Source organism: Lentzea sp. (assembly GCF_036380075.1).
GTDB lineage: Bacteria > Actinomycetota > Actinomycetes > Mycobacteriales > Pseudonocardiaceae > Lentzea.
The window spans coordinates 1-25658 of record NZ_DASVFL010000058.1 but is presented as its reverse complement, the minus strand read 5'-3'; the positions used below and the strand labels follow the sequence as shown (position 1 = coordinate 25658).

The 25658-nt window shown below is 71.0% G+C and carries 23 protein-coding genes; 4 read left to right on the top strand and 19 right to left on the bottom strand.

The features are described from left to right. Window positions 1-253 precede the first annotated feature (253 nt). The 4 genes from VF330_RS07140 to alr all read right to left on the bottom strand — a co-directional run bounded on the left by VF330_RS07140 (window position 254) and on the right by alr (window position 3290). Complete coding sequence (locus tag VF330_RS07140; RefSeq protein WP_330850708.1) at window positions 254-589, bottom strand: hypothetical protein; 336 nt, start codon at window positions 587-589, stop codon at window positions 254-256. 63 nt (window positions 590-652) lie between these two features. Then, window positions 653-1114, bottom strand: a complete 462-nt coding sequence (gene tsaE / locus VF330_RS07135) for a tRNA (adenosine(37)-N6)-threonylcarbamoyltransferase complex ATPase subunit type 1 TsaE (protein WP_330850707.1) — start codon at window positions 1112-1114, stop codon at window positions 653-655. Further along, window positions 1111-2208, bottom strand: coding sequence for an alpha/beta hydrolase (locus tag VF330_RS07130; protein ID WP_330850706.1), 1098 nt, complete (start codon window positions 2206-2208; stop codon window positions 1111-1113). Before VF330_RS07130 ends, tsaE begins: the two co-directional genes overlap by 4 nt. Beyond that, a complete protein-coding gene (gene alr / locus VF330_RS07125; protein WP_330850705.1) occupies window positions 2205-3290 on the bottom strand; it encodes an alanine racemase in 1086 nt (361 codons plus the stop codon). The genes VF330_RS07130 and alr overlap by 4 nt, the downstream gene beginning before the upstream one ends. Before the next feature lie 119 nt (window positions 3291-3409). Here alr and VF330_RS07120 point away from each other — a divergent pair, with 119 nt between their 5' ends. Beyond that, the gene (locus VF330_RS07120) at window positions 3410-4027 is read left to right on the top strand and encodes a maleylpyruvate isomerase N-terminal domain-containing protein (RefSeq protein WP_330850704.1); all 618 of its coding nucleotides are present in this window, start codon (window positions 3410-3412) and stop codon (window positions 4025-4027) included. Here the strand turns inward: VF330_RS07120 and VF330_RS07115 are convergent. Then, entirely contained in the window at window positions 4024-5406 is a 1383-nt protein-coding gene (locus VF330_RS07115) for an NAD(P)H-hydrate dehydratase (RefSeq protein ID WP_330850703.1), read from the bottom strand. The two genes, VF330_RS07120 and VF330_RS07115, sit on opposite strands and share 4 nt — an antisense overlap. Before the next feature lie 27 nt (window positions 5407-5433). Then, window positions 5434-7293, bottom strand: a complete 1860-nt coding sequence (gene glmS / locus VF330_RS07110) for a glutamine--fructose-6-phosphate transaminase (isomerizing) (RefSeq protein ID WP_330850702.1) — start codon at window positions 7291-7293, stop codon at window positions 5434-5436. 133 nt (window positions 7294-7426) lie between these two features. On the opposite strand from glmS, the gene VF330_RS07105 reads away from it, so the two are divergent. Together VF330_RS07105 and VF330_RS07100 are read left to right on the top strand one after the other, a co-directional pair. After that, a complete protein-coding gene (locus tag VF330_RS07105) occupies window positions 7427-8254 on the top strand; it encodes a dienelactone hydrolase family protein (RefSeq protein WP_330850701.1) in 828 nt (275 codons plus the stop codon). Window positions 8255-8264: 10 nt separating this feature from the next. Beyond that, the gene (locus VF330_RS07100; protein WP_330850700.1) at window positions 8265-8924 is read left to right on the top strand and encodes a hypothetical protein; all 660 of its coding nucleotides are present in this window, start codon (window positions 8265-8267) and stop codon (window positions 8922-8924) included. Window positions 8925-8972: 48 nt separating this feature from the next. On the opposite strand, the gene VF330_RS07095 is transcribed toward VF330_RS07100, so the two are convergent. From VF330_RS07095 to VF330_RS07045, 11 genes are all read right to left on the bottom strand, one after another. Next, entirely contained in the window at window positions 8973-9485 is a 513-nt protein-coding gene (locus VF330_RS07095; protein WP_330850699.1) for a hypothetical protein, read from the bottom strand. Beyond that, entirely contained in the window at window positions 9482-12226 is a 2745-nt protein-coding gene (locus tag VF330_RS07090) for a hypothetical protein (protein ID WP_330850698.1), read from the bottom strand. Before VF330_RS07090 ends, VF330_RS07095 begins: the two co-directional genes overlap by 4 nt. 6 nt (window positions 12227-12232) lie before the next feature. Continuing rightward, complete coding sequence (locus tag VF330_RS07085) at window positions 12233-12538, bottom strand: type VII secretion target (RefSeq protein WP_330850697.1); 306 nt, start codon at window positions 12536-12538, stop codon at window positions 12233-12235. 148 nt (window positions 12539-12686) lie between these two features. Then, window positions 12687-12962 carry a hypothetical protein gene (locus VF330_RS07080; RefSeq protein ID WP_330850696.1) on the bottom strand — a complete coding sequence of 92 codons (276 nt, stop codon included), beginning with the start codon at window positions 12960-12962 and terminating at the stop codon, window positions 12687-12689. A gap of 23 nt (window positions 12963-12985) precedes the next feature. Next, entirely contained in the window at window positions 12986-14320 is a 1335-nt protein-coding gene (gene glmM, locus VF330_RS07075) for a phosphoglucosamine mutase (protein ID WP_330850695.1), read from the bottom strand. 110 nt (window positions 14321-14430) lie between these two features. Next, entirely contained in the window at window positions 14431-14997 is a 567-nt protein-coding gene (rpsI, locus tag VF330_RS07070) for a 30S ribosomal protein S9 (protein WP_330850694.1), read from the bottom strand. 26 nt (window positions 14998-15023) lie between these two features. After that, the gene (gene rplM, locus VF330_RS07065) at window positions 15024-15467 is read right to left on the bottom strand and encodes a 50S ribosomal protein L13 (RefSeq protein WP_330850693.1); all 444 of its coding nucleotides are present in this window, start codon (window positions 15465-15467) and stop codon (window positions 15024-15026) included. Between the two features lie 257 nt (window positions 15468-15724). After that, window positions 15725-16009 (bottom strand): WXG100 family type VII secretion target, encoded by a 285-nt coding sequence (locus tag VF330_RS07060; RefSeq protein ID WP_330850692.1) that lies wholly within the window; start codon window positions 16007-16009, stop codon window positions 15725-15727. A 59-nt stretch (window positions 16010-16068) separates the two neighbouring features. After that, entirely contained in the window at window positions 16069-16374 is a 306-nt protein-coding gene (locus VF330_RS07055) for a WXG100 family type VII secretion target (protein ID WP_330850691.1), read from the bottom strand. 148 nt (window positions 16375-16522) lie between these two features. Continuing rightward, on the bottom strand, window positions 16523-16909 hold the full coding sequence (locus tag VF330_RS07050; RefSeq protein ID WP_330850690.1) for a hypothetical protein: 387 nt from the start codon (window positions 16907-16909) through the stop codon (window positions 16523-16525). A 26-nt stretch (window positions 16910-16935) separates the two neighbouring features. Further along, window positions 16936-18771 (bottom strand): type VII secretion-associated protein, encoded by a 1836-nt coding sequence (locus VF330_RS07045; RefSeq protein ID WP_330850689.1) that lies wholly within the window; start codon window positions 18769-18771, stop codon window positions 16936-16938. Window positions 18772-18949: 178 nt separating this feature from the next. Here VF330_RS07045 and VF330_RS07040 point away from each other — a divergent pair, with 178 nt between their 5' ends. Beyond that, window positions 18950-21694, top strand: a complete 2745-nt coding sequence (locus tag VF330_RS07040; protein WP_330850688.1) for an AfsR/SARP family transcriptional regulator — start codon at window positions 18950-18952, stop codon at window positions 21692-21694. A gap of 40 nt (window positions 21695-21734) precedes the next feature. Here VF330_RS07040 and VF330_RS07035 read toward each other — a convergent pair whose 3' ends face one another. Further along, on the bottom strand, window positions 21735-24404 hold the full coding sequence (locus tag VF330_RS07035) for an AfsR/SARP family transcriptional regulator (RefSeq protein WP_330850687.1): 2670 nt from the start codon (window positions 24402-24404) through the stop codon (window positions 21735-21737). Window positions 24405-24537: 133 nt separating this feature from the next. Beyond that, on the bottom strand, window positions 24538-25658 hold a 1121-nt coding region (locus tag VF330_RS07030), incomplete at its 5' end, for a tetratricopeptide repeat protein (protein ID WP_330850686.1).

Sequence of the window (25658 nt, the reverse complement as noted above, 5' to 3'; positions counted from 1 at the left end):
AGGCGAGAAAACGCCAACTGGCGATCGTGTGAAGCGAAACGGGCGGCACCCGAAGGTGTCGCCCGTTTCGTTCGATCTCAAAAGCCGTGAGTTCGCGTGGAACTCATAGCCAAGCCCGAGCATCGCGAGTTCGCGCCGGTCGTCCGGTCACCCGCTCACGCCGAAATCGGCGAAGCCCATTTCGGCGTGAGCGAGTCGGCCGGACGACCGGCTTCCCGGCGAACTCGCCGTCCCGCCGAAGGCGGGACAGAGATCAACTGTTGCCGTTGCAGGCCACGTAGGTCGGCGAGTGGTCCACCGTGAAGATCTCCAGCGGGCCGTTCCACTGCCACGGCGCGACACAGGCGTTGTTGAGCACGCTGATGTCGGAGCCGCCGTCGGCGTGGTTGTCGTTGCACGCGGCGTAGCCGGGGGCGTGGTCCTCGTGCAGCAGCGAGAGCGGGCCGTTCCACTGCCACGGAGCGGCGCACAGGTTGTCGGCGACGCTGATGCCGTCGCGGTGGTCGTGCTCACCGGCGGAAGCCGGAACCGCCGCGGCGAGCAGGGCGCCACCGATGACAGCGGTCGCGAAGAGCGTCTTCTTGATCATGAAGACGTCATCGGCCCACCCCGGTTCGTCCTTTATGGACTTCACCTCATGAGCTGGCGGACGTCACACCGGCAGGGTACGAGCGGCCCATTCGCCGTGCGGGATGAGCTGCGCCGTGCGAACGTCGTCGGTTCCGCGCTCGAGGCGGATCAGCAGGTGGTCGGAGTTGAGGCGTTCCGCGACGCCCTCGCCCCACTCGACGGCGACGACCGCGTCGACCAGGTCGGTGTCGAGGTCGAGGTCGTCCAGCTCGTCGAGGTGACCCCCGAGCCGGTACGCGTCGACGTGCACCAGCCGCACGCCGCGGCCGTCCTCGGCGGGCTCGTGGACGCGCGCGACGACGAACGTCGGCGACGACACCCGGCCGCTCACCCCGAGGCCGCGCGCGAGACCGCGCACGAACGCCGTCTTGCCCGCGCCCAGTGGGCCCGCGAGCAGCAACAGGTCGCCCGCCCGCACGATCTCACCCAGCTTGCGTCCGAACTCCTCGGTGTCCTCCACCAGGGGCAGTTCGACGGTCTTCACGCTCGCCGCCACCACTTCTTCCGACTCTCTCCGCGATCGGCCGCGCAGCGTTCGACGAGCGCGACCAGGTGGTCGTTGACGAGGTCAGCCTGCTCCATCATCACCATGTGCCCGGCACCGGGGGCCCTGACGAGCGTGGCGTGGGGCATCTCCTCGGCCATCCGCTCGGCGTGCGAGAACGGCGTGAGCTTGTCCGCGTCGCCGCTGAGGATCAGCACCTCGCAGTGCCGCAGACCGGCCAGCGCCTTGTAGCGGTCGTGCGTGCCGAGGGTCTCCAGGAACTCGGTGAGCACCTTCACCGACGTCCCGTTGATCATCTGCTCCATCAGGTCCACGAGGGACGGCGCCACCTTGCGGTCGCCGAACGCCCCCAGGCGGATCCCGCTCCACGTCAGGCTCTTCGCGCTCCTGCGGACCCACTCGACGAGACCGGGCTGCACGCCCGCGAGCCGGCCGACGCCGAGCGTCACGGGGTTGTACCGCGACAGCACGGACTTCGGCAGTCCCGCGCCACCGACGGCACCGGCGGCCGTGCCGATCAACGCGACGCCGCGCACCCGTTCCTCGAACAGCTCCGGCTGCTTCTCGGCCAGCGCCATGATCGTCATGCCGCCCATGGAGTGGCCGACGAGCACGAGGGGCCCCTCGGGGACGATCGACCGGATCACCGAGTCGAGGTCGAGCGCGAGCTGGTCGATCGTGCTGTTCTCCGGTGAGGACCGCCCGGACCGGCCGTGGCTGCGCTGGTCGTAGAGCACCTGGTGGACGCGCGGGTCGATGAGCTCGGCGAGGTCGCGGCGCTGGAAGTGCCAGCAGCGGCGGTCCAGCGCGAACCCGTGCACCAGCACGACCGTGAGGTCGGCGTCGCCGCCGTCGGCGGGGTCGACCTCCTCGACGGAGATCGGCACGCCGTCCTCCGCGGCCACCGTCGACTCGCGGTCGGGCCGCAGCTGCCCGAGCGGTTCGTCGGCGAGGCTGTCGGACGCGGTCTTGCGCTCGTGCGACACCTTCGCGGTCTGCGCGACGGCGGCACCGGCGACGACGGCACCGACCGCGCCACCGACCCACCCGACGACCTTCCACACCGGTTTCACGTGTAGACCCTCCGCACCCGCGGCCGGTACATCCCGCAGACGATCTCGTAGTCGATCGTCCCGGTCAGCTCCGCCCACTCCGTCGCCGTCGGCTCCCCCCGGCTCCCGTCGCCGAACAGGACGACCTCGGCACCCTCCGCGATCTCGTCGTCCCCGCAGCTCACGACGATCTGGTCCATGCAGACACGGCCGACCACCGGGCGGCGCCTCCCGTCCAGGAGCACCTCCATCCGGCCGGAGAGCGCCCTCGGGACACCGTCCGCATATCCGGCCGGGACCAGCGCCAGCGTCGTGTCCTCCTGAGCGGTCCATGTCATCCCGTAGGAGACGGACTCACCTGCGGGGATACGTTTCGTGAGGGCCACGCGCGACCGGAAGCTCATGACGGGCCGCAGGTCGTGGTCCGTCGGCACGGGGTTGAGCCCGTAGACCGCGATGCCGGGCCGCACCAGGTCGAAGTGCAGGTCGGGCCTGGTCAGCAGGGCCGCGGAGTTCGCGATGTGCCGCAACGGGTCCAGCCCGGCGGCCCTGGCGACCTCGTAGGCGTCGTCGAACCGCTTGGCCTGCAGGTCGATGGACGGGTCGCCGATCACGTCGGCGGACGCGAGGTGCGACCAGACGGCGACGACCTCGTGCTTGCGCGCGGCCTCGACCAGCTCCGGCCAGTCGTGCGGCTGGCACCCGTTGCGGCTCAGGCCGGTGTCGATCTTGAGGTGCAGCCGCGGCCGCGCGTCGGCCTCCTCGGCGGCCGCCTCGACCCGGCGCAGGTCCGACAGCGAGGAGACGGACATGTCGACGTCCGCGGCGATGCCGGCGGCGAGGTCCTCGTCCGGCGCGTCGAGCCACGCGAGGACCGGTGCCCGGATGCCGGCCCGGCGGAGGTTCAGGGCCTCCTGCGTCGAGCACGAACCGAGCCACGTCGCGCCCGCTTCGAGCGCGGCCCGCGCGACCTCGACCGCGCCGTGGCCGTAGCCGTCCGCCTTGACGACGGCCATCGTGGCGGCGGCAGGGGCGAGACCGGCGAGCAGGGCGACGTTGTGCCGCAGCGCGCCTAGGTCGACGACAACTTCTGAACGGGCCATAACCTGTTCATCGTTCCACAGCAGCCGCGAACAGGGACTATGGCGCAACTCGCACACGCGGGCTTTCGCCCAGCGCGAAGCACGCGCCGCGTCCGCCGCCGCTTCGCCAGGCTGGTGGCATGGCCGACACCTTCACCGCCGCCGCGCACGCCTTCGCCGATCTGCTGGACGCCGTGCCCGCCGACGCCCTCGCCGGACCGGGGCTCGGCGAGTGGACGGTGCGCGAGCTGGTCGGCCACGCCGTCTCCGCCGGGCTGGCGGGTGTCGTCGCGGCACTGGAGCAGCCGGCCACCACCGAGGACGTCGCCACGCCGGAGGCCTACTACGCGCTGGCGAAGACCGTCGACCCCGCGTTCGTCCAGACCGTCGTGGCCCTTTCCACCACCGACGCACGGGACTGGGGCGCACGCCTGGGCGAGCGGCCGGCCGTTCCGGTGCGGCAGCTCGCCGGCCAGGCCGTCGCCGCCGTCTCCGCCACCGCCGCGGACGCGCTGGTCACCACGGCGGCCGGGGGCATGCGGCTCGATCGCTGGCTGCCCACGAGGACGTTCGAGCTGGTCGTGCACGGCTTCGACGTCGAGGCCGCGACCGGGCTGGAGTTCGCCCCGCCCGTCGACGCGCTCGCCGAGTCCGCCGCGCTCGCCGCCCGGCTGGCGGCCGTCACCGGCGACGGTCCGGCCGTTCTGCTCGCGCTGACCGGCAGGCGCGGCCTGACCGCGGGCTTCTCCGTCGTCTAGCGAGCTGCGATGGCGCGGATCGCGTCCGGGATGCCGCCCATCAGCCCCGACGCGGGAACCGGAGCCCCGTCCGCGGCCAGTTCCGCCGCCAGGACGTGCGCGTGCGCGGCGTACCCGGCCGCCAGGAACGGGTCGAGACCGCTCGCCAGCAGCGCGCCGATGATCCCCGACAGCACGTCGCCCGACCCGGCCGTCGCGGGCCAGGACGAGGTCGCCGAGTTGACCAGCGCCCGTCCGTCCGGCGCGGCCACCACGGTCCGGTGGCCCTTGAGCAGCACCACGGCGTCGAACCGCTGCGCCGCCTTCCTGGCCGCCGCGACGCGGTCGGCGCCGACCGGGCCCGCCAGGCGTTCGAACTCGCGGTCGTGCGGGGTCAGCACCAGCGCCGAGTCCGGGTCGCGGGCGTCCCACAGCGCGGGGTTCGAGGCGAGCAACGTGATGGCGTCCGCGTCGGCGACCACCGGGACGTTGGCGTCCAGCACGAACTTCAGGACCTCGGCCGACGAGCTGCCGGTGCCCATGCCGGGGCCGACGACCCAGGCCTGCACCCGGCCGGCGTCGGTGATCGAACCCGTGCAGACGGCCTCCGGCCAGCGGGCGCGGATCGCGTCGGCGGCGGGACCGGCGTAGCGGACCATGCCCGACGTCGCGAGCACCGCGGCGCCGGTGGAGAGCACCGCGGCGCCGGGGTAGGTGGAGCTGCCGGCGGCGACACCCGTGACGCCCTGGGTGTACTTGTCGTCGGACGGGCCCGGCAGCGGCCAGTCGACGTCCGCGCGGTCCAGCAGCACGAAGTCGGGGTCCCGCGGGCGCAGGCCGATGTCGACCAGGTGCACCTCGCCGCAGTCCGCCAGCGCGTGCACGGGCTTCAGGCAGCCGAACGTGACGGTGGTATGCGCCCGCACGTGCGGGCCGGAGATCTCACCGGTGTCCGGGTCGATGCCGGACGGCAGGTCCACGGCGAGGACCGGAGCCGTCACGGTCTCGACGAGCGCGGCGGCGTCCGGGCGCAGCGGACCCCGTGCGGACAGGCCGACGATGCCGTCGACGACCAGGTCCGGGGTGCCGACGGACGAGACGATCCGCCCACCGGCGCGGCGGAACGCGGCCAGTCCCTCGGCGTGCGCCTTGTCCGGGTTCAGCAGCACCGCGGACACCGCGACCCCGCGGCGGCGCAGGAAGTAGCCGGCCCAGAGGGCGTCGCCGCCGTTGTTGCCCGCACCTACGAGCAACGTCACGCGGCGACGGCCCCGCAGGAGCCGCAGGGCGTGGGTGGCCACACCGAACGCGGCCTTGCGCATCAACGAGCCCGGCGGGACGACCGCCATGAGCTCCTCTTCAGCGGACTTGACGCGTTCGGTGTGCCAGACGCCCCTCACGACTCCCCTTTGCCCTCCGGGGTCAACTCATTCGACGGTAACGGACTTCGCGAGGTTGCGAGGCTTGTCCACGTCGTAACCGCGGGCGGTCGCGATCTCGGCGGCGAGCACCTGCAGCGGGATCGTCGAGATGAGCGGCTGCAGCAGCGTCGGGACCGCCGGGATCTCGATCAGGTGGTCCGCGAACGGGCGCACGGTCTCGTCGCCCTCCTCGGCGATCACGATCGTGCGGGCACCGCGGGCCTGGATCTCGCTGATGTTCGACACCAGCTTCGAGTGCAGGACGGCACGGCCCTTCGGCGACGGCATGACCACGACGACCGGGAGGTTCTCCTCGATCAGCGCGATCGGGCCGTGCTTGAGCTCGCCCGCCGCGAAGCCCTCGGCGTGCATGTAGGCGAGCTCCTTGAGCTTCAGAGCGCCTTCGAGAGCCACCGGGTAGCCGACGTGGCGGCCGAGGAACAGCACCGCCTTCGCGTCGGCGAGCTCGCGGCCCAGCGCCTTGACCTGGTCGATGGTGCCGAGCACGCGCCGCACGGCCTCGGGCATGGCCTCCAGCTCGTGGAACTCGCGGGCGACCTCGTCCGGGTACTTCGTGCCGCGGGCCTGCGCCAGGGCCAGGCCCACCAGGTAGTTCGCGGCGATCTGGGCGAGGAACGCCTTCGTCGACGCGACACCGATCTCCGGGCCGGCGTGCGTGTAGAGCACGGCGTCGGACTCGCGCGGGATCTGCGCGCCGTTGGTGTTGCAGACGGCCAGGACGCGGGCCTTCTGCGCACGGGCGTGGCGCACGGCCTCCAGCGTGTCCGCGGTCTCGCCGGACTGCGACACGGCGACGACGAGCGTGTCGCGGTCGAGGACCGGGTCGCGGTAGCGGAACTCGGAGGCGAGCTCGACCTCGACGGGCAGGCGGGTCCAGTGCTCGATCGCGTACTTCGCGACGAGACCGGAGTGGTAGGCGGAGCCGCAGGCGACGACGAAGACCTTGTCGACGTCACGCAGGTCCTGGTCGGACAGACGCTGCTCGTCGAGGACGATCCGGCCGTTCGCGAAGTGGCCGCGCAGCGTGTTCGCGAGCGCCTCCGGCTGCTCCTCGATCTCCTTGAGCATGAAGTACTCGTGGCCGCCCTTCTCGGCGGCGCTGAGGTCCCAGTTGACCGTGAACGGCTTGGCCTCTGCGGGCTCGCCGTCGAAGTCCAGGACCTGGTACCCGCCGCGGGTCAGCACGACCATCTGGTCCTGGCCCAGCTCGACGGCTTCCTTCGTGTGCGCGATGAACGCGGCGACGTCGCTCGCGACGAAGTACTCGTCCTCGCCGACCCCGACGACCAGCGGCGAGTTGCGGCGCGCGGCGACGACCTGGTCCGGCTCGTCGGCGTGCGTGATCACGAGCGTGAACGCGCCCTCGAGCCGGCGCGCGACCTTGCGCACGCTGGCAGGCAGGTCACCCTTCGTGTCGCCCTCGGCGTAGGCGAAGGACACGAGGTGCGCCACCGTCTCGCTGTCGGTGTCGGACGCCATCTCGACGCCGAGACCTTCGAGCTCGGTGCGCAGCGCGAGGAAGTTCTCGATGATGCCGTTGTGCACCACGGCGACGCGGTTCGTCGCGTCGCGGTGCGGGTGCGAGTTCCTGTCGACCGGCGCGCCGTGTGTCGCCCACCGCGTGTGACCCATGCCGACGGTGCCCGCGAAGTTGTCGCGGCCCACCTCGTCGAGCCTCGTCTCCAGGTTCTGCAGCCGGCCCGCCTTGCGTTCGACCGCGAGGTCGCCGCCCGCCACGACCGCGACGCCCGCCGAGTCGTAACCCCGGTACTCGAGCCGCCTCAGCCCGTCCAGCACGACGTCGAGCGCCGACTGGTGACCCACGTATCCCACGATTCCGCACACGCGAAACAGACTAGCTAGACCACGCCGCTAACCCTAATGAGTGAGTGGGGTGCATCACCGCAGGTCAGGGACACGAGTGGTGTAGACCAATCTCAGGTGTGGTGCGGACGACGGGATCGACTACGGTTCACCCATGGCTCGCCGCGTGATCACGCTGACCGCGAAACAGGCCCTCGAGCAGCTCAGCAGGCCCGGTCCGCACCCCGTGCTGCGCGGCGACCTGGCCCTCGTCGGCCTCCCGGGCGTGGTCTTCACGCCGCGGTCCGGCCTGGGCCTGCCCGCCGTCGCGCTCGGCCACGGCTGGATGCAGCCCGTACGCCGCTACCACGGCCTTTTGCGACACCTGGCGTCGTGGGGCGTGGTCGCCGCGGCACCGGCCGTCGAACGCGGCCCGCTGCTGTCGTCGCGGGTGCTCGCCGCGAACCTGCTGACCACGCTGGACGTCTGCACCGGGGTCCGGCTGGGCGAGGGCGAGATCAGCGTCGACCCCGCCAAGCTCGCACTCGCCGGGCACTCCATGGGCGGTGGCGCCGCGGTGCTCGCCGCGTCCTCAAAGGACAGCGTCCGCGCCGTTGTGACTTTGGCCGCAACGGAGACGCGTCCGTCGGCCCTCGACGCGGCCCGCGAGGTCCGCGTGCCCGGCCTGCACCTCGCCGCGGGCGAGGACCGCATCGCACCGCCCGTCGGCCACTCCGAGGCGATCGCCCAGGCCTGGGGCGGACCGGTGCAGTTCCGGTTGCTGCCCAAGGCTTCGCACCTCGGGTTCACCGAGGGCAGGCACTGGAGCGAGCTGATGCTGGACGGCAGCGCCGAGCGCGGTGCGCAGAAGCTCGGCCGCGCGTTCGTGACGGCGTTCCTGCTGCGCGTGCTGACCGGCGACAAGACCTACGACGAGCTGCTCGACACCGATCTGAAGAACGCGAACCTCGTCTTCCAGCGGGAAGCGCTGCGCACCCGCTAGGTTGCTCGGCGTGATGCCGGGATCGCAGAACCAGGGCTGGCACCAGAACCAGCCGCAGCAGCAGTGGGGTCCGCCGCCGACCCAGCCGAGAGGCGGCAGCTTCGGGATGGCCGTGGCGGTCGCGGCCGGAGCGTTCGGCGTCGCCGTGTTCTGGGCGGTCCTCGGGCTCAAGGGGCTGTTCGGCAGGCGGCTGCACGACGTCGACCCGGAGGGCACCGCGGCCCGGCTGGCGAAGACGGGCGGCAACGGCGACCTGCTGGTGCCGCTGAGCGTCGCGGGCAACGTCCTCGACCTGCTCGTAGTGGTGGCGCTGGTCGTCGGCGCCCTGCTGATCGTGCTGCGCAAGCTGCCCGGCGCGTTCCTCGTCGCGGGGTCCGTCGTCCTGGCGGTGCTCGCCGTGGCGTGCCGGATCGTCTACTACCTCCAGCTCGACTTCAGCGCGCCGAGCGAGCCCTACGTCGCGGCCGTGCTCACGCTCGTCGTCGGGGTGCTGGCGATCCTTCCACCGGTGACCAGGGCTCTGCGGCCCGCGGCAGGGCCCGGTTTTCCGCAGGCCGGACATCCCCAGCAGGCCGGCTACCCGCAGCAGCAGTTCCCGCCCCAGCAGCCGCCACCCGGCTACGGACCTCCCCAGGGACCGCCGCCGCCCGGCTACGGCCCGCCGCGCTGACGAACGAGGAACGCCCCCGGATCCGATGATCCGGGGGCGTTCGCCGTCTCAGGACAGCCAGCTCTGGTTGCTCAGGTCGTCGTCATCGTCGACCGGCGGGCGCGGGCGCCGCACCGGCGGAGGCTGGCGGACCGGTGGCGGAGGAGGTGGCTGCGGCGGCTGGTGCACGACCGGCGGCTGGCGCACCGGTGCCTGCGTGGCCGGGTTCTGCCCGCGCATGAAGGCCTCGGACGCGGCGCGCATCTCGCGCTGCTGCCGTTCCTTCTCGATCTGCGCGAGCTCGTCGGCGAGGTCGTCGTGCGGAGCGGCGGTCTCGTCCTCCAGCCCGAACGAGAGCTCCTTGCCGCGGTCCTTCTGCTGGCCCTCACCGCGCTGGTTGCGGGCCATCTCGCGCAGCCGTGCGGTGAGCCGCTGCTTGCGGTCGGCGAACTTGTCGTGGCTCTCCTGCGTCGCCTTGGTGGACTCGTCGAACTTCTGCCGCGCGTCCGCCATGCGCGAGGAGTGCTCCGACTCGATGCCGGAGAGCTTCGCCTTGAACGAGGCGAGGTCGAGGTCGCTCACCAGCTGCCTCCCCGGTTGCCGTCGTCACCGCTGAGCACGCCCTGCGAGCTGTTCAGCGGGTTGCTGTCCTCGTCGAAGAGTGACCCGGTGGTGCGCCACTGGCTCGCGCCCCGCTCGGAGTCGCCGCCTTGCTGACCGCCGGCGGCACCTCCGCCCATCATGCCGCCCCCCATCATCCCGCCGCCCATCATGCCGCCGGACGCGGCACCGGACGTGGGCTGACCGTGGGCGTCCTGCAGGGACGGCAGGTTCGCCGAGCCCGCCTGACCGGCCTCGGAGGCGTTCGTGTCGAACGAGCCGCCGTTGTCGCCCTGCGACGGCGTGTTCCAGGCGCTGTCGGCCGGCGACGAGCCGAGCACGGACTCGCCCGACGACCCGCTGCCGGTGAACGAGACACCGGACGTCATCGTGCTGTCCGACGACATCGCGTGCAGCGGGCCGTCAGCGGAGATCCGGGGCTCGCCGAGGCTCGGCATGATGCCGTTGTCCTCGATGAACCGGCGGGCCACCGAGTCCTGGAAGCGGTCGGCGACGTTCGGCGCGCTGTCCTGGCCGGGCGGGCTCCACACCTGCTCGGCGGCCTGCGCGGGCATCGTCTGGAAGTCGGCCTGCGCCGGCATCGCCTGAAACTCGCCCTGGGCGGGCATCGTCTGGAAGCCGGCGGGCGACGTCTCGAACTCGCGTCCGACCGCCTGCGGGAAGTCGCTGTCCGGCAGGTTCAGCGGCTGGCCGACCTCACCGGCCCAGGCCGCGCCGGTGGCGCCACCACCCGCGTCACCCCGACCGCCGCCGGCGGCCGCGGGGTTCTCGTCCTCGCCGAAGCTCACGCCGATCTGGTCGGGCGTGCCGTCGCCGTTGTCCGCGGTCAGGTTGATCTCGCCGGTCTTGGCGTCGACCTCGGCGGTGAAGCTCACGCCGTCCTGCGCGATGTGGATCTTGCCGTCGGCGCCGACCTCGACCGGGATCGGGTTCGACTCCGAGCCCAGCGGACCGCCGGCCGCGCCACCCGCGGCGATGCGCTCGCCGGCCAGTCCGGCGGCGGGCGACGCGCCGGTCGCCGGGCCACCCGTGGTCGCGGTGCCGGTGAGCTGGTTGGCCATGGCCGTGATCGCCTGCGTGCCGTTCTGGCCCATCAGCGCCTTGGCGGCCTCGGGGTTCTTGCTGAAGTCGAGGTCGTAGGTCTTCGGCTCGCCCCTCGGCGTGTCGATCGTCATCTTCACGTGCCCGTTCGAGTCGGGCTCCGTGACCTTGATCGTGTTGTCGCCGGCCTTGACCGTGACGGACTCGAGGTTCTCCTCCGGCTTCGGCTGCTGGTTGTCCGGCTTGCCGTCGCCGTCGAGGTCGTCGGGCTTGCCGTCGCCGTCGGTGTCACCGGGCACGTCCGGCTTGCCGTCGCCGTCGGAGTCCAGACCGGTGTCCGGCTTTCCGATCTCCGGCATCCCGCCACCGCCACCGCCACCAGGCGGGGTCCCGCCGCCGCCACCGCCGGGCGGAGTTCCGCCACCACCGCCACCGCCGGGCGGGGTGCCGCCACCGCCGCCGTTGTTCTTGCCGCCGCCACCGGTGTTGTCGCCCGGCTTGTCGGCGGGCTTCTCCTGCTGGGCGGGCTCGAACGGCTTGGTGTTGATCTTGTCGATCTCGGCGCCGAGCGCGTTCCACGCGTCGTCGACGGACTTCTTGGTGTTCTTGCAGAGCTCGACGAAGTTCTTGTACTTGGTGCTGACGTCGGTGTGGAACGTGGTCTGCAGCCACTCGCGGCAGCCCTTGCGGACCTCGCCCTTCCACACGTCGTCGTCGCACGCGCCGTCGTCGATCTGGATGCCGACGTGGCCGGCCGCGCGCTTGAGCACGCCGTCGTCCTCGCTGTCCACCGCCTTCACGACCTCGCGGATCTGCGGCGGCGTCTTGCCCGCGATGTCGAACGGGCTGCCCACTCCGTTGAGGACGGTGGTCGCCTTGTCGTTCACCAGCTGCGAGACCGTGTGGCACGCCAGGCGCGTCGCGTCGGCGATGTGGTTGACGCTGTCGGCGACCGCGGCGGCCTTCTTCGAGAAGTCGCCGACGAAGGCGCGCGAGTTGTCCGCGGCCTTGCCGTCCCACGACGACCACAGCTTCGACATCGACTTCTCGGAGTCGGACTGCTGGGTGCGCAGGTCGGTCGAGACCTGGCGCATCTCGACGATGTCCTCGTCGATCTTGTGGAAGTCGATGTCGCGCTGCTCTTCGTAGAGCGTCTTGACGTTGTTGTAGTCGGTGTTGACGTCCGCGCCGACGCCGATGACCGACTTCGCCTCCGCGTAGACGGGGAGGAAGTTCTCGAAGTACTTCAGGCCGGGCATGCCCGCGTCGAGCAGCTGGTTCGAGTTGGCGACGCCGGCGCCGCCGTCAGCGGCGCGCTGCTCGGACTGGTCGAGGGCGTCCTGCCCGGACTTCTTCGAGTTGTTGTAGTCGTCGACCTTCTTCTGGCCGGCCTCGCCCGACTTCTTGGCCTCCTCGTAGGCCTTGTCGAGCCGCTCGTCCGAGCTGTCCGACCACGGCATCGAGTCCTTGAACGCCTGCCACTGACCATCGCCCCAGGAGACGTCGTAGTCGTCCAGGTAGGTCTCGAGCTCGTCGTTGAACGTGCCGAACGGGTTGTCGCGGGCCTCGGTGGCGTAGTACGCCTCGAGCAGGGCCTGCTTCTGGTCGATGGGGACTTCGGGGTTGTCGCAGAGCTTCTTGACTTCTTCCCAGCTGGGCATCCGCGACTACCTTCCCTGCTCGCTGATGTTGGCCTGGTTGGCCTCTTCGGTCCACTCGTAGCCGTTCGCGGACTCGCGCAGCTTGTCCGAGAGACCCTTCATCGCAGCGGAGTAGGCGCCGATCGCCTCGGCCATCTTCGGCAGGCCGGCCTTGTACTTGGCGCCACCGGCGGTGTGCGCGCGACCGAAGTCCTTCTCGCTCACTGCGCTCGCGGTGATCTTCGCCTTGTAGTTCTCGATCTCGGTCGCGATCCCCTGGATGGTCGTCGCGGACGACATCATTTCGCCGGCGTTCGCCTGATAGCCAGACATGTGCTCCTGCCTCCCCTAGTCCCCCATCTGACGCAGTTCGGCTCAGCGGGGTTCCGCCATACAGTGCCAGCTCGGATCAGGTGCCGACCTGGGCTTTCACCAGGTCGGTTGCCTTAGTAAACAGCGGTGCGGCGCGCGGCGCCGGGGATCACCACTGCTGGGGAGGCTGCTGGCCGGGCTGCTGCGGGGAGTGCTGACCGGGCTGCTGGGGCCAGGGCTGGCCGGGAGGCTGCGCCTGCTGCCACTGCTGCCACTGCTGCCCGCCGGCCTGCGGGTCCTGCTGCCACTGCTGCTGGGGGTGGCCGTGGCCGGGCGGGAGCGGGGGCCGGGTCTTGTTCCTCTTCGACACCACGATCGCGATGACCACCACCGCCGCCAGTCCACCCAGCAGCACGATCAGCACCAGCAGTGACAAGACGGTCATCCCACGGCCCCCGATTCCGGTCCTCAGTGCACCGAGGAAACCACACCAGCCAGTCGTCGCGCGGCGGACTCGGCCTGTTCGTGGCTCGTCGCCTCGACCATCACCCGCACGAGCTGTTCGGTGCCGGACGGGCGCAGCAGCACGCGGCCGGTGTCGCCGAGCTCGGCCTCGACGGCGGCCACGGCCTCGCTGACCGAGCCGGCCTTGGCGACGGCGGCCTTGTCGGACACCTTCACGTTGATCAGGACCTGCGGCAGGCGGCGCATCACCGAGGCGAGGTCGCCGAGCGACCTGCCGGTCTCGGCCATGCGGGCCATCAGGCGCAGCGCCGTGAGCAGGCCGTCGCCGGTGGTGGCGTGCGCGGGCAGCACCACGTGACCGGACTGCTCGCCGCCGAGCGAGTAGCCGCCGGCCTTGAGGTCCTGGAGCACGTACCGGTCGCCGACGGCGGTGGTGCGCAGCTTGATCCCGGCGTCCCTCATGGCGAGGTGCAGGCCGAGGTTGCTCATCACGGTCGCGACGAGGGTGTCCTCGTACAGCTCACCGGCGTCGCGCATGGCGAGCGCGAGGACGGCGAGGATCTGGTCGCCGTCGACCGCGTTGCCCTCGGCGTCCACGGCGAGGCAGCGGTCGGCGTCGCCGTCGTGCGCGATGCCGAGGTCGGCACCGTGCTCGCGGACGGCGGCGGCCACGACGTCGATGTGGGTGGAACCACACCCGTCGTTGATGTTGAGGCCGTCCGGGGAGGCGTTGATCGCGACCACCTCGGCCCCGGCGCGGCGGTACGCGTCCGGTGCGGCCACCGACGCGGCACCGTTCGCGCAGTCCACCACGACCTTGAGGCCGTCGAGGCGGTGCGGTGTGACCTTGAGCAGGTGCTCGACGTACTGGGTCTCGGCGTCGGGGACGTCGCGGACCCGGCCGATGGAGGCACCCGTCGGGCGTTCGAACCCGGTGCCCATCAGCTGCTCGATCTCGTCCTCGACCGAGTCGGGCAGTTTGTGGCCACCCGCGGCGAAGAGCTTGATCCCGTTGTCCGGCATGGCGTTGTGCGAGGCCGAGATCATCACGCCGATGTCGGCGCCGAGCGCGGCGACGAGGTGGGCGACGGCGGGTGTGGGCAGCGCGCCGACGCGCAGCACGTCCGCACCGGCCGACGTGAGGCCTGCGGTGACGGCGGCGTCGAGCATCTCGCTGCTCGCCCTGGGGTCGCGGCCGACGACGGCGACGGGGCGGTGGGAGCGGTCGTGCTCGGCGAGCACGCGCGCGGCCGCGGCGGCGACGGACATCGCGAGCTCAGGGGTGAGATCGGCGTTGGCGAGACCGCGCACACCGTCGGTGCCGAACAGGCGGGCCATGGATCCTCCGATGTGGACACTGCGAAGCGGCGGGAAAGACCCGGAAAACACCACGGGAGCAGCAGTTCGAGGTGAACTGCTGCTCCCGCGGGTACAGCTTGGAACTCAGATCAACGCTTGGAGTACTGAGGCGCCTTGCGGGCCTTCTTCAGACCGTACTTCTTGCGCTCCTTGACCCTCGGGTCACGGGTGAGGAAGCCGGCCTTCTTCAGCACCGGGCGGTCCTCGGAGTCGACGGCGATCAGCGCACGCGCGATGGCGAGACGGAGCGCACCGGCCTGGCCGGTGATGCCGCCGCCACGCAGGTTCGCGATGACGTCGAAGGTCTCGGGCTTCTCCGTGGTGACGAGCGGCTCCTTGATGAGCTGCTGGTGCACCTTGTTCGGGAAGTAGTCCTCGAGGGCCTTGCCGTTGAGGGTGAACTTGCCCGTGCCGGGCACGAGGCGGACGCGGACGACGGCCTCCTTGCGGCGGCCGACGGTCTGCGCGAGGTGCGCGGCGCCGTTCAGCGAGGGCGCGACCACCGGAGCGGACGTATCTTCGACGTCCTCGTCCTCGGCGTCGACGGAAGCGTCGGCGTCGTCGGCCTCAGGAGCGTCGACGACCTCGGCCTCGACAACCTCGGACTCGACCTCGGGGGCCTCGACCTCAGGGGTCTCGTTCTCAGGGGTGGTCACAGGAACTTCCTCGGTGTACTCGTCGCTCACTGGGCGATCTTCTTGATCTCGAAGGCCTGGGGCTGCTGCGCCGCGTGCGGGTGGCTCGGGCCGCTGTAGACCTTGAGCTTGTTCGCGATCTGACGGCCCAGGCGGTTCTTGGGCAGCATGCCCTTGATCGCCTTCTCCACCAGGCGGTCCGGACGGGTGTCCAGGACCTCGCCGAAGGACTGCTTGCGCAGACCACCGGGGAAACCGGAGTGGCGGTACTGGAACGCCTGGTCGCGCTTCGCACCGGTCAGGGCGACCTTGTCAGCGTTGATGATGACAACGAAGTCACCAGTGTCAACGTGAGGCGCATACGTCGGCTTGTGCTTGCCGCGCAGCAGCGTCGCGGCCTGGGTGGCGAGCCGGCCGAGCACCACGTCCTGGGCGTCGATCACGTGCCAGGTGCGGGTCACCTCACCGGGCTTCGGGCTGTACGTGCGCACGGATCTACCTCGTCGTCACTTGCGTCTGGGGTCACTGCGGCGGTTGCCCCAGACCGATCTTGGACTGGCCAAGCGGTGGTTCCGAGACAGGCGCGGCACACACGGGCGCCAGCTACCGCACAACAACGTCAGAAGATACCGGATGGGTGGTGCGGGGACCAAAACGGGTCCTCCCAACGCACCTCCCCCTGGACGTACGCGAGCCCCGGACCACGTGGTTCCGGGGCTCGCGAAGGGGTCTTGCGAAGCGCGCTGGACTACCAGCGGGCGGCGTTCGACTGCTCGGCCTGGGCGTAGGCCTCGGAGGCCTGCTGCACGGCGACACCGATGGCGGCGAGGACCTGGTTCAGGTCGTTGGACGCCTGGTCCCACTTCGCCTGCGCACCCTGGTACGCCTCACCGGCGCTACCGGTCCAGCCGGCGAGGGTCGAGGTGACCTTCTGGCGGAGCTGGTCGTTCAGGTCGTCGATCGTCTTCGACGACTGCGTGATGGTGGACGCCGCGTTCGCGACCTCCGCGAAGGTGACCTTGATGCTGCCCATGGTGATCTCCCCTTGAGAAGGTGTGGAAGTGCTGAGGTGGACGAACTGGAGGACTTGGATCAGAGACGGCCGGCGATACCGGTGACCGCCTGCTCCTGGTCCTGCTCGTTGCGGGCGTAGACCTCGGAGGTGCTGGCGATCTGCTGCTGGATCTCCTGCAGCGCCTGGTCGAGCTTGCGCACGTCCTCGTCCATCCGCTGCATCAGGTTCGTGAAGGCGGACGCCGCGGCACCGCTCCAGCTGCTCATGACGCCCTCAGCGGCACCCTTGACCGTGCGGGCCTGGCCCTGGATCTGGTCGCTGATGTCACCGATGTGCTTGGCCAGAGCGTCGAGCTCTTCGGTGGTAGTGGTGAACTGACCCATGGAGATGCCCCCTACTGAGAGTGGTTCGGGTGTACTTCTTGGTTCGTACGCCTCTTACGACGGAGACCTTGCCACGCCGGTTCCGCCCTGTCGCGACTTCTTTGGAAGTAGTTGCGCTAGTAAACGGCTCCAGGCGAAAAGCGAGGTGTCAGTAGAGGATTCGCGACTGCGAAAAGTCCTCGTCATCGTCACTCACACGGGGAAGTTGCCCACTGGGACCGGCGACGGCGGAAGAACCGAGAACGGGCGGTCGCGTCTCAACAGGACGCGGGGCGGCGAGCTCGGCGGCGTCCGGAACCCGCTCGACGGGCAGCCCGCGGTCGTGGCGGAAGCCGGCGGAGGAGTCCCTGACGTCGGCGGGAGTGGGTCGCGCACCCGGTTCCGCGCCGCGTTCACGGGCCTGTCGTGCCAGGTCACGCGTGCGTTCCCGCAGATTGGCATTCCGTTCACCTATGTCGCCGGCCGCGCGGCGGGCACGGGTGACGGCGGCCCCCACGTCGGCGCGAAATCGGCTCAGAGCCTCGGCGGCGGACATCGGCGACTCCCCTGGTGACGCGGCTACTACTTGATGACGAGCGTGCGAACGACCTGCTCACAGGCGGTGCTGACCTGCGACTCGGCGGCTTTCGACGCCTGGCAGCCGACGCTCACCTGCACCTCGCCCTGGAACTGGATGTACCAGTCGACCCCGGTGGCACCGACCACTTCGCGATAGTGAACAACAGACTTCCCCGCGAATGTGCGGTTATCGGTGAAGTCCGTGACGGCGTCGCCATTGCCTTTGCGTTCCTGGTAAGTGTTCCGCAACTCGGTCAGCGCGCGTACACGGTCTTTGTCGCTGTCATAAGTAAGAGTTTGCTCCTGCACAGCAATGCGCGCTTCCGGCGATTTGCTATCGGAATTCTTCCGGTCGAGCGGTTGCAGGAGGACCTGGCGGTCGGGGGCGGCGCCGCCCGTCTGCTCCCAGCCGTCCGGTCGCGTGAAGCTGTAGTCGTAGACGGCGATCTGGGTGCTCGGCGGGTCCGGCTGCTGCTGCGTCTTCTCGCGGTTCAGCCAGAGGTAACCACCGACCCCCGCGGCCACGAGCACCACGACGACACCGATTGCGACGAACAGCGGAGTCTTGCTCTTCTTGGGCGACGGTGGCGGCAGTAGCGACGGTGGTGATGACGGCGGTCCGGGGAACGCCGCGGGGAACTGCGCCATCGGCGGCGGCGTGATGCGGCGGGTGATTTTGCGGGTGGTCTCCTCGCCGACCCGGATGTTGTGAGTCACATCACCCGGATTGCCCTGGGCCGGCGCCTTCTGCTGCGTCATCCCGCCGGTGCGTTCCGGATCGAGGCTGACGGCCCGCAGCGCACCCCGTGCGACCACGGTCTCCGGCTGGTCGATGCTCGTCGGCACCACCCGGATGTGGTCGTGCACCAGCCTAGCGACCAGCGGGATGCGGCTCGACCCGCCGACCAGGAACACCCCGGCCAGCTGCTGCGGCGCCACGCCCGCGTCGCGAACGGCCCCGCCGACGAGCGCGGCCGCCCTGCTGAGCGGCCCGGTGACCAGCTGTTCGAGGTCGGACCGGGTGACGTGCGCGTCGGGGAACGGCGGCGGCATCGGCACGTCGGTGTAGGCGTGCCGGGACAGCGTCTCCTTGGCGCCGCGGACGTCCTGCCGCAGCACCCGGCGCTTGCGCCGGTCGGCCATCTCCCTGCCCTCGACGAGCTGCCGCCACGCCTCGGGGTCCTTCGCGCTCACCAGTCCGCCGACGTGTTCCAGGAGGGCCTGGTCGATGTCGGCACCGCCGAAGCTCGGGTCGCCCTTCGCGGACAGGACCCGGAAGCTCTTGCCGGTGCGCGCCACGACGCTCGCGTCGACCGTGCCGCCGCCGAGGTCGAGCACGGCGAGCGCGGCACCGTCCGGAACGGAGTGGCTCGCGGAGTGGAAGACGGCCGCCGCCACGGGCTCCGGCACGAGGACCAGCTCGCGCCCGAGCCCACGGGCCGCCTGCAGCAGGACGCGGGTGCGCACCGTGCCCCAGTCAGCCGGATGGGTCAGCACGAGGAGATCGACAGGCGCACCGCCACCCACGCGCCGTGCCTCGCCCACGGCCCGCGTCAGCACCGCGCGCACGACGTCCACGACGGGCAGCACGGAGCTGCCGAGCAGGAGCTCGCCTTCGTCGACGCGGCGCTTCGGGTGCGGCTCGTACCGGGCGGGGTCGACCGCGGCCTGCCGTTCGGCCTCCTGACCGACGAACAACGTCCCGTCGGCCGCGGCGAACACGGCGGACGGCACCAGCGGCTGGCCGTCGAACACGACGACCTGCGGCTCCCTGCCGTGCGCGGAGATCGCGACGCAGGTGCTCGACGTGCCGAAGTCGACCGCGACGTGCAGGCTCATGCACCTTCCCCTCTTTCGCGCACATGCTTACCCGATGGGACCCGCTTGGACGACATGGATGGCAAACCTCGGCCACCGCGGTGATGGTCCGGAGCACCGGTTCACCCCTCGGCAACCGGTGCGGCGAGGGACCGGCCTCGACCTCACGCCCAGGACGGGACCGTCATAGGCTTCGACCGTGCTGGGGGCGGAGTACCGCGTGCTGGGACCGTTGGAAGTGCGCTTCGACGGCGAGCCCGTCGTCGTTCCCGCGGGCAAGGGCCGCGTGCTGCTGGCGACGCTGTTGCTGCGGCCCAACGAGTTCGTCTCCGTGGACCAGCTGGTCGAACGCCTCTGGGAAGGCGCGCCGTCCTCACCCGGCCGCGCGGCGAAGACGTTGCACATGACCGTGGCGCGGTTGAGGCGGTCGCTGGGGCCGGCGAGCTGCGTCGTCACCACCACGAACGGCTACCTGGCCCAGGTCGAGAACCTCGACCTGCTCCGCTTCCGCGCACTGGCGGACCAGCCGCACGCCGCGCTGGCCCTGTGGCGCGGCCCGGCGCTCACGAACGTGGTGTCCGACTCCCTGCACCGCGAGGACGTGCCGCGCCTCGTCGAGGAACGGCTCGTGGCCCTGGAGAACCGCATCGAGCGCGACCTCGGTGACGGACGCGTGGCGGGGTTGGTGGAGGAGCTGCGCTCGCTCACCTCCGACCACCCGCTGCGGGAGCGGTTCTGGGCGCAGCTGATGGTCGCCCTGTACCGGTCGGACCGGCAGGCGGCCGCGCTGGAGGCGTTCCACCGGGTCAGCCGCCTGTTGAGGAACGAGCTGGGCATCGATCCCGGCGTGGCGCTCCGCGACCTGCACCAGTCGATCCTGCGTGCGGATCCCGAGCTGAGCACCGCGCGGGGCGCCCCGGTGCCGAGGCAGCTGCCACCCGGCCTGGCGACCTTCACGGGAAGGAACGCCGACCTCGCGAGGCTGGACCGGCTCCTGTCCACGAACACGACGGGACGGGCGGTGGTCGTCTCGGCCATCGGGGGTTCGGCCGGCGTCGGCAAGAGCGCGCTCGCCGTGCATTGGGCGCACCAGGTGCGCGCCCGGTTCCCGGACGGGCAGCTCGTGGTGAACCTGCGCGGCTACGACCGCGAGGAACCGCTCACCCCGCACGACGCGCTCGGCCAGTTGTTGCGCGGGCTCGGTCGTCCCGCCGGGGAGATTCCCGACCAGACCGACCAGCGCGTCGGCGTGTACCGGTCGTTGCTCGCCGACCGCCGGGTTCTCGTGCTGCTCGACAACGCCCGCACCTCCGAACAGGTGAGGCCGCTGCTGCCGGCGAGCGGCCGGTCGCTCGTGGTGGTCACCAGCCGGTCGGACCTGCGCGGGCTGGTCGCCCTGGACGACGCGAAGGTGCTGAAGATCGGGGTGCTGCCGCTCGACGAGGCCGTGCGGCTGCTGACGAGGGTGATCGGTGCGGACCGCGCGGACGCGGAACCCGCCGCCACCGTCGAGCTCGCGGGACTGTGCGCCTGCCTGCCGCTGGCACTGCGCATCGCCGCCTCGTTGCTCGCGACCGAACCACACCTGCGCGTGCAGGACCTCGTGGACCAGCTCGCCGGCGGAGACCGGCTGGCAGAGCTGGAGATCGGTGACGACGGCGAGGCAGCCGTCAGATCGGCGTTCGACCTCTCGTACCTGGCCCTCTCGCCGGAGCAGCGCCGCATGTTCCGGGTCCTGGGTCTGGCGCCGCACGCGCACTTCACCCCGATGTCCGCCGGTGCGCTGGCGGGCGTGCCGAGCGGCAGCGCGCTGAGAACCCTGCGCTCGCTGGCGCGGGCACACCTCGTGGAGGAGGACGAGCCCCAGCGCTTCTCCCAGCACGACCTGCTCTGGTTGCACGCGCGTGAACGCGCGAGAACCGAGGAACCAACCGAGGAACGGCGAGCCGCGGTCCGGCGTTTCCTCGACCACCACCTGCACTCGGCCGACGCGGCCGAGGCCAGGATCGTCGAGCTCCGCGCCGAGAAGCCGCTCACCGAACGCGACCCGGTGGTCGAGGTGGCCGAGTTCGGCGACAAGACCGCCGCCACCAGGTGGAGCAGGCGCGAGTACGACCTCCTGCTCGAACTCTGCGACTTCGCGCTGGCCGAGGGGTACTTCGACCACGCGTGGAAACTGCCGTACTCGTTGATCGGCCACGTGACCACGAACGGCTCCAACGACGACCGCTTCCGCGTCTTCGGGGTAGCGCTCAAGGCCGCCCGGCAGTTGGGCGACCGCCACGGAGAAGCCGTCGCCCTGCACTCGACGGGGATCGCGCACAAGAACAGGCACCAGTTCGAAGAAGCCCGGCTCACCTTGCGCGAGGCGCTCCGCATCCGGCGCGAGATCGGCTACACCCGCGGAGTGGCGATCACCGAAGCCGAGCTCGGGAGCACGTGCCTGTGGCAGGGACGGCACGACGAGGCGCTGGCGCACTACCGCGAGTCGATCGCGCAGTGGCGACTGGTGGGCAACACCAAGGGCTGGGCGGCGTCCATGAACAGCCTCGCCTACACGCTCGTCCGCAAGGGCGACTTCGCCGAGGCGATCACCGTCGTGACCGAAGCACTCGACGCCCTCGGCGAGGCCACCGCGTACATGAAGGACACCCTCGGTCAGGCGCACGAGGGACTGGGAAACCTCGACGAGGCGGTGCGGATCTACCGCGATCTCCTCGACCCCGGCTCACTCGACGCCCTGGCCGTCCGGCCGAAGGTCGAGATCCTGTTCCACGCCGCCGGGGTGTTCGCCCGCGTCGGAGATCGGGAGAGCGCGCTGGTGCACGCGCGCGAGGCGCTGAGGCGCGCCGAGTCAGGAGCCCTCGCCATGGCGACGACCGTCCGCCGGTTCTTGCGGGAGCTCGAAGAGACGGGTCTCGCCGCCGGCCGTCAGCTGTCGTGACACCACCGTCGTAGCGCGCGGGGAACGCGCTGCTCGACGTTCATCTCCCAGGTTCCTGTTCGAGCTCGGCCAGGCGGGCGGCGAGCGTCTCCGCCCGTTGGTCGCCCAGCTCACGCCACAGTGCGATCGCGCGTCGCCACGCCGCGGCGCATTCCTCGGCCCGCCCGGAACCGAGCAGCGCCACACCGAGCTGTTCCAGCCCCACCGCCTGGTGGTCGAGGTCGCCGAACTTCGCCATGGCGTCCACGAACGAACGCAGCCGGGGCATCGCCTCGTCGAACCGCTCGAGCGCCACGAACGCCAAGGCCCGGTGGAGGTGCACGCGCGCGGTCAGGTACTCGTCGTCCAGTGCCGCCACCACGTCGATGGCCAGGCCTGCCTCGTGCAGGGCTTCCTCGGGACGGCCGAGCTCGATCAGGTACGCGGCGGTGTTGCCCCGTGCGATGCACTCCAGGTACCCGTTGTCCAGCTCCGCGCTGATGGTGGCCGCGCTCCGCGCGCCCTCGAGCGCGGCCGAGGTGTTGCCGAGGGCGAAGTGGAGGTGCGAGTAGTTGATCAGTCCGGCTGCCTCGGCTCTGCGTTCTCCCACGTCCCGCACGAAGGCCAGCCCCTTGGCGAAGCAGGCCAGCGAGTCGTCCAGCCGCCTCGCGTCGTTGTAGCACCCGGCCAGCTTCACCAGCAGGAGCCCCTGGTCCCGCTCGCTGCCGAAGCCCTCGACGGTCTCGAACATCTCCACCGTCTCCGCCAGCCGGAGCTGGTTGTAGGCGAGGAACCGCTCCAGGTGCGTCGGAATCAGCAGCGCGAGGCGTTCCCAGCCGCGTGCCGCGGCGACGTGCAGCACAGACCTCAGGTTGTCCCACTCCTGACGGACCCACGACATCGCGTCGAAGCGCGTGGAGAAGTCCTGCGGCACGACACCGGAGACGACCTCGTCCGCCCGCACCAGTGCCAGCGGGTTCTCCACCACGGCGGCGTTCTCCAGCGTGTGGACGTACCACTCCGTCATCCGGAGGGCGGCCGCCTCGTCGTCGCCGCACAGCTCGGCCGCGTAGGCGCGCAGCAGGTCGTGGAGGTCGTAGCGGCCCGGCGTCCGCGACTGCACCAGGTGGTCGGCGACGAGCCGCTCCACCAGCCTCCTCGCCGCGGCCACCGGCACACCCGCGAGCGCCGCGGCGGCGGCGACGTCGAAGTCCGGGCCGGGGTGGACGGAGAGCAGGCGGAACATCCTCGCCGACTCGTCGTCCAGCGCCCGGTACGACCACGAGAACACCGCCCGGACGTCGACGTCCTCGTGGTCGGTCAACGCGTCGAGCCTCGCGTTGTCCAGCTCGGCGAGGAACGTGCGCAACGGCGTGTCCGGGAAACGCGACACCCGTTCGGCGAAGACCCTCAACGCCAGCGGCAGTCCCGCGCACCGTTCGACGATCTCGTGCGCCACCCCCGGTTCGGCGTCGAGCCGCTCCTGCCCGAGCACCGCCGCGAGGAGCGCCCGTGCCGCCGTGAAGTCCAGCTGCCGCAACGCGATGGCCGTCGCGTCGTACTGCGAGACGAGTGCGCGGAGCTGGTTGCGGCTCGTGACCACCACCCGCACCCCGTCCCCGCCGGGCAGCAGGGGCACGACCTGCCGCGGCGAGGAGGCGTTGTCCAGCACCAGCAGCAACCGCCGGTCCGCGAGCGTCGTGCGCAGCAACGCGAACCGGGCCTCCGCGGCGGCGGGGACGTCGTCCACGCCCAGCCCCACCAGCAGGACCTCGGCCGCGGTCGCCGGATCGACCGGTGCGGCGTCGGCGTCGAACCCGCGCAGGTTCAGGTGGAGGTCGCCGTCGGGAAAGCTCTCCCGCGCCTCCTGCGCCCAGCGCAGGACCAGCGCGGTCTTGCCGACACCGCCGACGCCGTGCACGACGGTGAGGCCGGTCTGCTTGCCCAGGAGTGCGAGCTCGTCCTCGCGCCCGACGAAGTTCCGCACCCCTCGCGGCAGCTGGCGCGGCACCTGGCGGCGGCCGGGGACGACCTCCGCGCGCAGGATCCGCTGGTGCAGGTCCCGCAGCGACGGTCCGGGGTCGACGCCCAGCTCGTCGGCGAGCTTCTCCCTGATCTCCTGGTAGGCGCTGAGTGCCTCGGCCTGCCGGCCAGACCGGTACAGCGCGAGCATCAGGTGCTGCCAGAACGACTCGCGCAGCGGGTGGTCGGCGACCAGCGACCGCAGCTCGGCCACCAGCTCGCCCGCCAGCCCGCGGTCGAGGTCGGCCTCGATCCGCCGCTCCAGCACGGCCAGGCGCTCGTCGAGCAGCTGCGGCACGTCCTCGCGGTGCAGCCGTTCGGACCGGACGTTGCCGAGCACAGGTCCCCGCCACAACGCCGAGGCGGCACCGAAGTCGCCGGAGCCCGCCAGCGCGCGGAACCTGAGCAGGTCGAGCTGGTCCGGTTCGACCGCCGCCTGGTAACCGCCCGCCCTGGTCCGCACGCAGTCCGCCTCGCCCAGCGCGACCCGGAGCCGCCGGACGACCATCTGCAACGTCTTGTGGGCCCGGTCGGCGGTGGGCGGGTCGCCGTCCCACACGCGGTCGACCAGCTCGTCGACCGGGACGTACCGGCCGGGCCGGAGCAGCAGGACCGCGAGCAGCGTGTGACAGCGACCGGCCGGCACGGGCACCGGCTCGCCGTCGAGCAGAACTTCCAACGGCCCCAGCACGCGGTACTCGGCTCGCACACGTCCCCCCAGGTCCGGGCCAGCTTAGACGGGGCGTGACGGCAGTGTGAGCGAAGTGTGAGCGCGGTGGTGCAGAGTTGTCTTCGAGCGGTGCTGGTGGCAAAGGTTCCTGGGGGGCCACCAGCACCGTTCGTCAGTTCTCGGGCAGGGCGGCGAGCTTCACCCGCACCCCGGCCGCGTTCGGGTGCTGGTGGTGCTCGAAGGTCGCCAACGCCTCGCTCCACGCACTGCGTGCGCTGGAGATGTCATCGAGGCCCTGATGCGCATCACCCGCCCAGTTCTGGACGGCGGCTACGTCGTCCCAGCTGCCCGCCCGTTCGAGCCGTTCGAGAGCGATGCCGAGCGTTTCGAGCGCTTGGTCGAACCTGCCGAGCCGCACGAGAACCGCTCCCTTGGTCAGGTTCCGTTGCCCTTCGTCATAAGGGCTGACCTCGTCCGTCTCCAACGACTCCAGCTCAGCGCAGAGTTCGAGCGCCATCTCGTTGTCGCCGATGAGGCGTCGTGCCTCCACGACCTGATGCAGGGCCATCGAGATCCGCTCGTTGGTCGCGCTTGCGTCGTTGCGCTGCAGCTCGAGTGCGGCCTCGGCGGTCTCCAGGGACTCCTGCGGCCGGTCCAGCTGCAACAGGGCCCACGCCGCACCGCTCTGGCAGCGCACCTGCCCTGGCACGTCACCGATTTCCGCGTAGGCACGGCCGCCGGCTTCGAACTTCGCCCTGCTCTCCTCGAACCTGCCGAGCCTGCTGCTGACGATGGCCTCCAGGAACGTCATCTTCGCGGCGTGCAGGTGTTCGCCATCGCGGGTGGCGGCAAGACGGGCGGTGTCCAGCACCCACACCCAGTCGCGCCACGGGCCGAACTTGTCGATCAGGTCGAACGCGATCCACACCAGCTGCCAGGTGTGCCGGTCGAAGCGGTGCGCCTCGCTGTGCGCGATCACCGCCCGCAGCACGTTCTTCTCGGCCAGGAACCAGTCGTGGACGTCGTCGAGCGTCTCGAACAGCTCCGGAGTCGTGCCCCGGACCATCGCCGGCTCCTCCGGCAACGGCCGATGGCCGGCGTGGTGAGTCATGTGGATGGCGATCAACGTGTGGAGGTGGTGGTCGAACATGCGCTCCAGAGCAGAGGCGCGATCCTCGGCCGTCTCCTCCGCCGCGGCGCGGTCGGCCGCGTAGACCCGCAACAGGTCGTGGCACGTGAACCGGCCCGGCACGTGCTCCACCACCAGGTTCGCCCGCACCAGCTCCCGCACGC